This is a genomic window from Cyanobacteriota bacterium (assembly GCA_025054735.1).
Classification (GTDB): domain Bacteria; phylum Cyanobacteriota; class Cyanobacteriia; order SKYG9; family SKYG9; genus SKYG9.
This window is the reverse complement of sequence record JANWZG010000304.1, coordinates 1-4,975: the sequence shown is the minus strand read 5'-3', so window position 1 is coordinate 4,975 and position 4,975 is coordinate 1. Positions and strand designations below refer to the sequence as shown.

The following is a 4,975-nucleotide window of genomic DNA, read 5'->3' as shown; positions in this document are numbered from 1 at the left end:
AGGAGCTGATGACTATTTGACAAAACCTTTCGGAATGCAAGAGTTCTTAGCCCGAGTCGAAGCGTTGACTCGCAGAAGCTTGGCTATGATTGCACCCGCATCCTTAGATTATGGCGAACTAAAAATTGACTTAGTACAGCGTCGAGTTCGCTTTAAGGATGAGTTGATTGACCTGACACCCCAAGAATTTAGTCTGCTATACGTGCTTGCTCAAGCTGCTGGCACACCTCTAGGACGTAGTGACTTGTTGCGACGAGCTTGGCCTGATGCGATCGACAACTTGCGTACAGTTGATACCCATGTGCTTTCACTGCGGAAAAAAATTGAATTAGATCCCCGACAGCCTAGCTTAATTCAGACCGTTCGGAACGTTGGCTATCGGCTTAACATGGAAGCCCTGGGGATCAATGGCAGTAAGGGGACAGTTGACCGCGCCCCTCCCCGCAAACTAGAAGTGCGAGCAGCAACGAATGCTATGCCCAGTGAAGCTCACCACAGTTTATAGTTGTACCTGTAATTGCCACGTTTAGCATCCCTAGATTCTTCTAGAACCCTTAGATCCAGTAATCTCTAGCATTAGCAATTGACATCATTATCGCTGGGTTGCTTAGTGGTAAAGTAGGTTCAGACTAGCTCTTCGGGGCAACAGATCACTAGCGATCGTGCCTGCGCAATTGCAGTTAACTTCATTCAGTGCGTTCAAGTAATTCCTATGGTCGTTTTGGCATTGTATGCAGCCCTAGGGGGAGCCTACTTATTTGTAGTTCCGTTCATCGTGTTTATGTATCTGCAAGCTCGGTGGTACGTTGCTAGCTCCTTTGAGAGAGGATTTATGTATTTTTTGGTATTTTTCTTTTTCCCTGGACTACTGCTCCTAGCTCCCTTCTTAAATAGTCGCCCGAAACCTCGCCAAATTGCCTAATGCCCATGCGACGTATTGATATCATTGGCATTGGTATTGCTATCTTCGTGGGTAGCGGTGCTGTCTATGGGGTTATGCGCTGGTTTGGGCTAAACGCCCTAGATGCTGGGATCTGGAGCCAAGTAGTCCTTATCCTCGGTCTTTTGGGCTGGCTAGTTACCTACTTATATCGCGCCCTTACAAAGACCATGACCTACAATCAGCAATTGCGAGATTATGAGACGGCTGTGTTGCAAAAGCGCCTAGAGGAAATGACACCTGAGGAGCTAGCTGCTCTTCAGGCTGAACTGGAGCAGGATAACCAGAGTCATTCCGCCATGTAATTAAGTTAGCTACCGACGAACAGTGCCTGTGAAACCAGTAGCCTTGAACTGCTTTAACTGTAAAGGAGTTGGCTGGTTAGCAGGGACACTGATCCGTAGCTCAAAGTCACTAACACCAGGGGGAATTTCAGCGATCGATCCCAATCGGGTTCGGTTTTGCATCACTGGGTCACCATTGGCATCATAAATGCGTCCATAGACATCAGCATTGACCAGCGGCTTGTTGGAAGTGTTTTTTGCCTTTCCCGTCACAATAAAGCAGTTAGCAGGTAGAGCATTGCCGCCACTAGTCACATTACCCGTCGCTAACTCAGGCGGACACTCGTGGTAAGAGATGTCTGTCAACTCCACCTGAATGAGTGCCAATGCCCACGGCATGTTAACCCAGCTCACTAGCCAGAACATACCAGCCAATACTAGGACAACCATGTGCCGTAACGCTAGTTTGAGGCCAGACAGCCGTACCATACTGTAATCTCAGTTCCATTCATAGAGTACTCTACTAGAGTATCGTGAATCGTTATTGAGCAGGCTTGTCTTCACAATCAGATTTCACCAACAATCTCTAGCTCTGTCATTGCCAAGTCTAGTGCCACCGATACCAATTACCTAGTCACCACCAGCACGAATCTCTTGGGCTGCCAAGTATAGCTTTCCCCATTCGCTAATAACTTGATTGGTTTTAAGGTTAAACTCCTTAGCAATTGCTTCCACTGTCTTACCTGCCCGAAAATGGTTTAAGAGCCTCTGCTGCTGCAGTGTTAGCTTAGCAACATAGTCTTGCCACTGACTAGGAGTTAATCCTAAATTATGTTCCTTTAGTGAAATCTCTAGCCAATTTGCCACTAGTTCAGGTTGGGCTTTCAACGCAAACACCTTTACTGCATGGTAACCAATCTTCTCACGCAGGCGATAGACTTGCCTAATGGGCATATCTAGCAACTTGGCGATCGCCTCTTGGGTGTGACCCTGTAAGTAGAGTCGTAACCATTCGGCTGCTTTGGGATCCACTTCCTGTGCTAGATAGGCTTCAAACTCACGTTGCACAGCCATACGTAGCAATTGTTGCTCTTCCCAGGCTTGCTCATCCTGATATTGGGCGATAGCCTGGGTATCTAGCAAGCTCAGAGCACTCTCACCCTCGTCAGTCATAATTTCATCAGAGACAAGACGAATCAGATCATTAGCAGGGACTTGTGTCATGCCCCCACGCTGACTCCGCCGCAAATAGTTGACAAAGCGATAGATGAGCAACGGTTGGTTACGAATCGGTCGCAGACAATACTCTTCTAAAGAAGCTAGCAGTAGGGCATCGCGGAGACGGCGATCATTAGTACATTGAGCAATCCAGTCCAGTTGTTCTTGCATGTAGCGGTCATTCTGGAGCAGTTCTTGAATAACCTCCTGCAACACATCCAGTACCGTTCGCTGACGATCGCGAGACGTAGCAATCCAGGTGCGCACCTTGTTGCGGATTAAAAACAAACTACCTAAACGCTGAATCAGACTGCGATAGGCTCGGTCTGGACTCACTCCCAAATACCGTTGAGAGAGAATACGATACCGATAGTCCATAGCCTGACAAGCAATCCTCAACTGCTCTGGCGGCATCTCATCATACCGTGACAGATTAGCACCCAACAGCCACTTGACCACACTTTCGTGAGTTTCCGGACGTTGTGCAGGCAAATCTGCTTGCAAGCGCGATCGCCAATCCTGGACTAAATTTTCAGCTACTGCCATGAAGTTTTAATCCTAACGTTCCCTGGCCAGAGATTGAAGTTTACCAATTCTACCTCTGCTAAACTGCTGCTAACCGTAAATCACACAAGCGATCACCCACGGCCACTGAGCAGAAAAGCCGCTAATTCAACTTCAACCTACCCTACGCAGCAAGCACCATTTTAGTTTGGTTTTTAGGGAGAAGGTAGAGTTATCTTCCCATAGCTTCAGCAGTTGGCAGTTACCAGGGAACTAGGATTCCTAATCCTTGGTGATCGTCAAGGACACAGGTTTACACTGCTTAATCACCGCTTCAATATGGGCAGCACCTTCCTTCTTTAAGTCTTCAATATACCCATGCTGGGCGTTTGCTGCTTCATCAGAGTTATCAAACGGGCCAAAATAATAGGTGCAATCTGGCTGAGTAGTGGTTACCTCAACCCACCAAGGTTGTTTAGCGCCACCAAGCATCCCTGGAAAAATTTTTTTGATCTGGTCGAGCATAGGTCTATTGATCACTAATGAATGGATAAAGGGGACTGTACAAACTAGTCAAACAGATAAGCCTAACTGACTACCTAGCTTAAGCAAAAAAGATGAAAAATTTCTAAGGAATTTGAAGAAATTTGAGCATATATTGCAGCGATCCCTCTATCCATTAGAGAAGTATAGCGATACCCAATCTGGTTAGAACGTTGGTAGTAGAGACTTAAGCCTTCACCGCAAGCCTCGACAGCAATCGAGCTGTCCTACAGTTTTGGCTGTGTGGGTAAATTAAGATGGTACGACCATAACCCAGTTGCAGTGCTGTCTGCCTAAAGCTACGTAACGGACTTATAAAGAATCCCTCAATGAGACTTTCTCACTAAGGGATCTTGTCCAGCTCTTGGTTTAGAACCATTAGTACTCAGGGACTGAGGGATCAATTTCTCGGCTCCAAGCCCGGATCCCACCCTTCACATTGATGCCATCAATTCCAGCATCTTTGAGAATCGCTAAGGCCTTTGCCGATCGTCCTCCCATCTTACAGTGGGCAATTAGCCGATGACCATTCAAAAGTTCCCTTATCTTAGCAAGGCCATTACCATTCTCAATCTCTGGCAAGGGGATCAACACAGAACCTGGAATTCGAGCAATCTCATACTCTTCAGGATTACGAACATCTAGTAACAGAATATCCTCAGTACCGCTGTCTAGCAGTTGTTTCAGCTCCTGGACAGATATTTCAGCGATTTCAGACAATTGCTTGGCCTCCTGGGCTTTAGCTTGGGGAATGCCACAGAACTCTTCGTAGTCAACCAGCTTGGTAATCACTGGACGTTCTGGGTTAGGACGCAGCTTTAACTCTCGGAACCGCATATTCAAGGAATCATATAGCAGCAAGCGTCCACTCAGAGTTTCACCAACCCCTAGAATGATTTTGACCGTCTCTGTGGCCTGAATAGTCCCAATTACGCCTGGCAAGATGCCCAAAACACCACCTTCAGCACAGGATGGAACTAAACCAGGAGGGGGTGGCTCTGGGTAGAGATCTCGATAGTTAGGGCCGTCTTCATAGTTGAAAACTGTGGCCTGCCCTTCAAACCGGTAAATAGAGCCATACACATTGGGCTTGTTGAGCAGCACACAGGCATCATTTACCAAGTAGCGAGTTGGAAAGTTGTCTGTGCCATCAACCACAATGTCATAGGGTGCCATAATATCGAGGGCATTGTCAGAGGTAAGCCGAGTTTCGTAGAGGTCAACGTGGCAGAATGGGTTGATTTCTAGGATTCGAGTTCTTGCTGATTGAATTTTGGGCTTACCCACCCAAGATGTGCCATGGATGACTTGACGCTGCAAATTAGAACTGTCAACCACATCAAAATCTACAATCCCAATGCGACCAACACCAGCAGCGGCTAAATACAGCAACAAAGGAGAGCCTAATCCCCCTGTACCAATACATAATACCTTGGCAGCTTTTAAGCGCTTTTGCCCCTCTAACCCTACCTCTGGAAGGATGAGA

Annotated in this window: 7 protein-coding genes; 3 read left to right on the top strand and 4 right to left on the bottom strand. The window is 47.0% G+C overall.

All coding sequences use genetic code 11. From position 1 onward, the window contains the following. The 3 genes from NZ772_13680 to NZ772_13670 form a co-directional block, all read left to right on the top strand. Positions 1-505: response regulator transcription factor (locus NZ772_13680; protein MCS6814600.1), on the top strand; the 505-nt coding region annotated here is incomplete at its 5' end. A 207-nt stretch (positions 506-712) separates the two neighbouring features. Further along, complete coding sequence (locus NZ772_13675) at positions 713-922, top strand: NAD(P)H-quinone oxidoreductase subunit L (protein MCS6814599.1); 210 nt, start codon at positions 713-715, stop codon at positions 920-922. A 5-nt stretch (positions 923-927) separates the two neighbouring features. Next, positions 928-1,245 carry a DUF3007 family protein gene (locus tag NZ772_13670; protein ID MCS6814598.1) on the top strand — a complete coding sequence of 106 codons (318 nt, stop codon included), beginning with the start codon at positions 928-930 and terminating at the stop codon, positions 1,243-1,245. A 9-nt stretch (positions 1,246-1,254) separates the two neighbouring features. Here the strand turns inward: NZ772_13670 and NZ772_13665 are convergent, their stop codons facing one another. The 4 genes from NZ772_13665 to moeB all read right to left on the bottom strand — a co-directional run. Beyond that, the gene (locus NZ772_13665) at positions 1,255-1,713 is read right to left on the bottom strand and encodes an FxLYD domain-containing protein (GenBank protein ID MCS6814597.1); all 459 of its coding nucleotides are present in this window, start codon (positions 1,711-1,713) and stop codon (positions 1,255-1,257) included. A gap of 141 nt (positions 1,714-1,854) precedes the next feature. After that, positions 1,855-2,988, bottom strand: coding sequence for a HetZ-related protein 2 (locus NZ772_13660; protein ID MCS6814596.1), 1,134 nt, complete (start codon positions 2,986-2,988; stop codon positions 1,855-1,857). A 240-nt stretch (positions 2,989-3,228) separates the two neighbouring features. After that, entirely contained in the window at positions 3,229-3,471 is a 243-nt protein-coding gene (locus tag NZ772_13655) for a DUF1816 domain-containing protein (protein ID MCS6814595.1), read from the bottom strand. 396 nt (positions 3,472-3,867) lie between these two features. Continuing rightward, positions 3,868-4,975 (bottom strand): molybdopterin-synthase adenylyltransferase MoeB (gene moeB, locus NZ772_13650; protein ID MCS6814594.1); only part of this gene is annotated, 1,108 nt, incomplete at its 5' end.

Excerpts from the sequence above, each read along its gene's own strand:
- NZ772_13665 (MCS6814597.1), bottom strand. The coding sequence starts at position 1,713 with ATGGTACGGCTGTCTGGCCTCAAACTAGCGTTACGGCACATGGTTGTC.
- NZ772_13670 (MCS6814598.1), top strand. The coding sequence starts at position 928 with ATGCGACGTATTGATATCATTGGCATTGGTATTGCTATCTTCGTGGGT.
- NZ772_13655 (MCS6814595.1), bottom strand. The coding sequence starts at position 3,471 with ATGCTCGACCAGATCAAAAAAATTTTTCCAGGGATGCTTGGTGGCGCT.
- NZ772_13660 (MCS6814596.1), bottom strand. The coding sequence starts at position 2,988 with ATGGCAGTAGCTGAAAATTTAGTCCAGGATTGGCGATCGCGCTTGCAA.
- NZ772_13675 (MCS6814599.1), top strand. The coding sequence starts at position 713 with ATGGTCGTTTTGGCATTGTATGCAGCCCTAGGGGGAGCCTACTTATTT.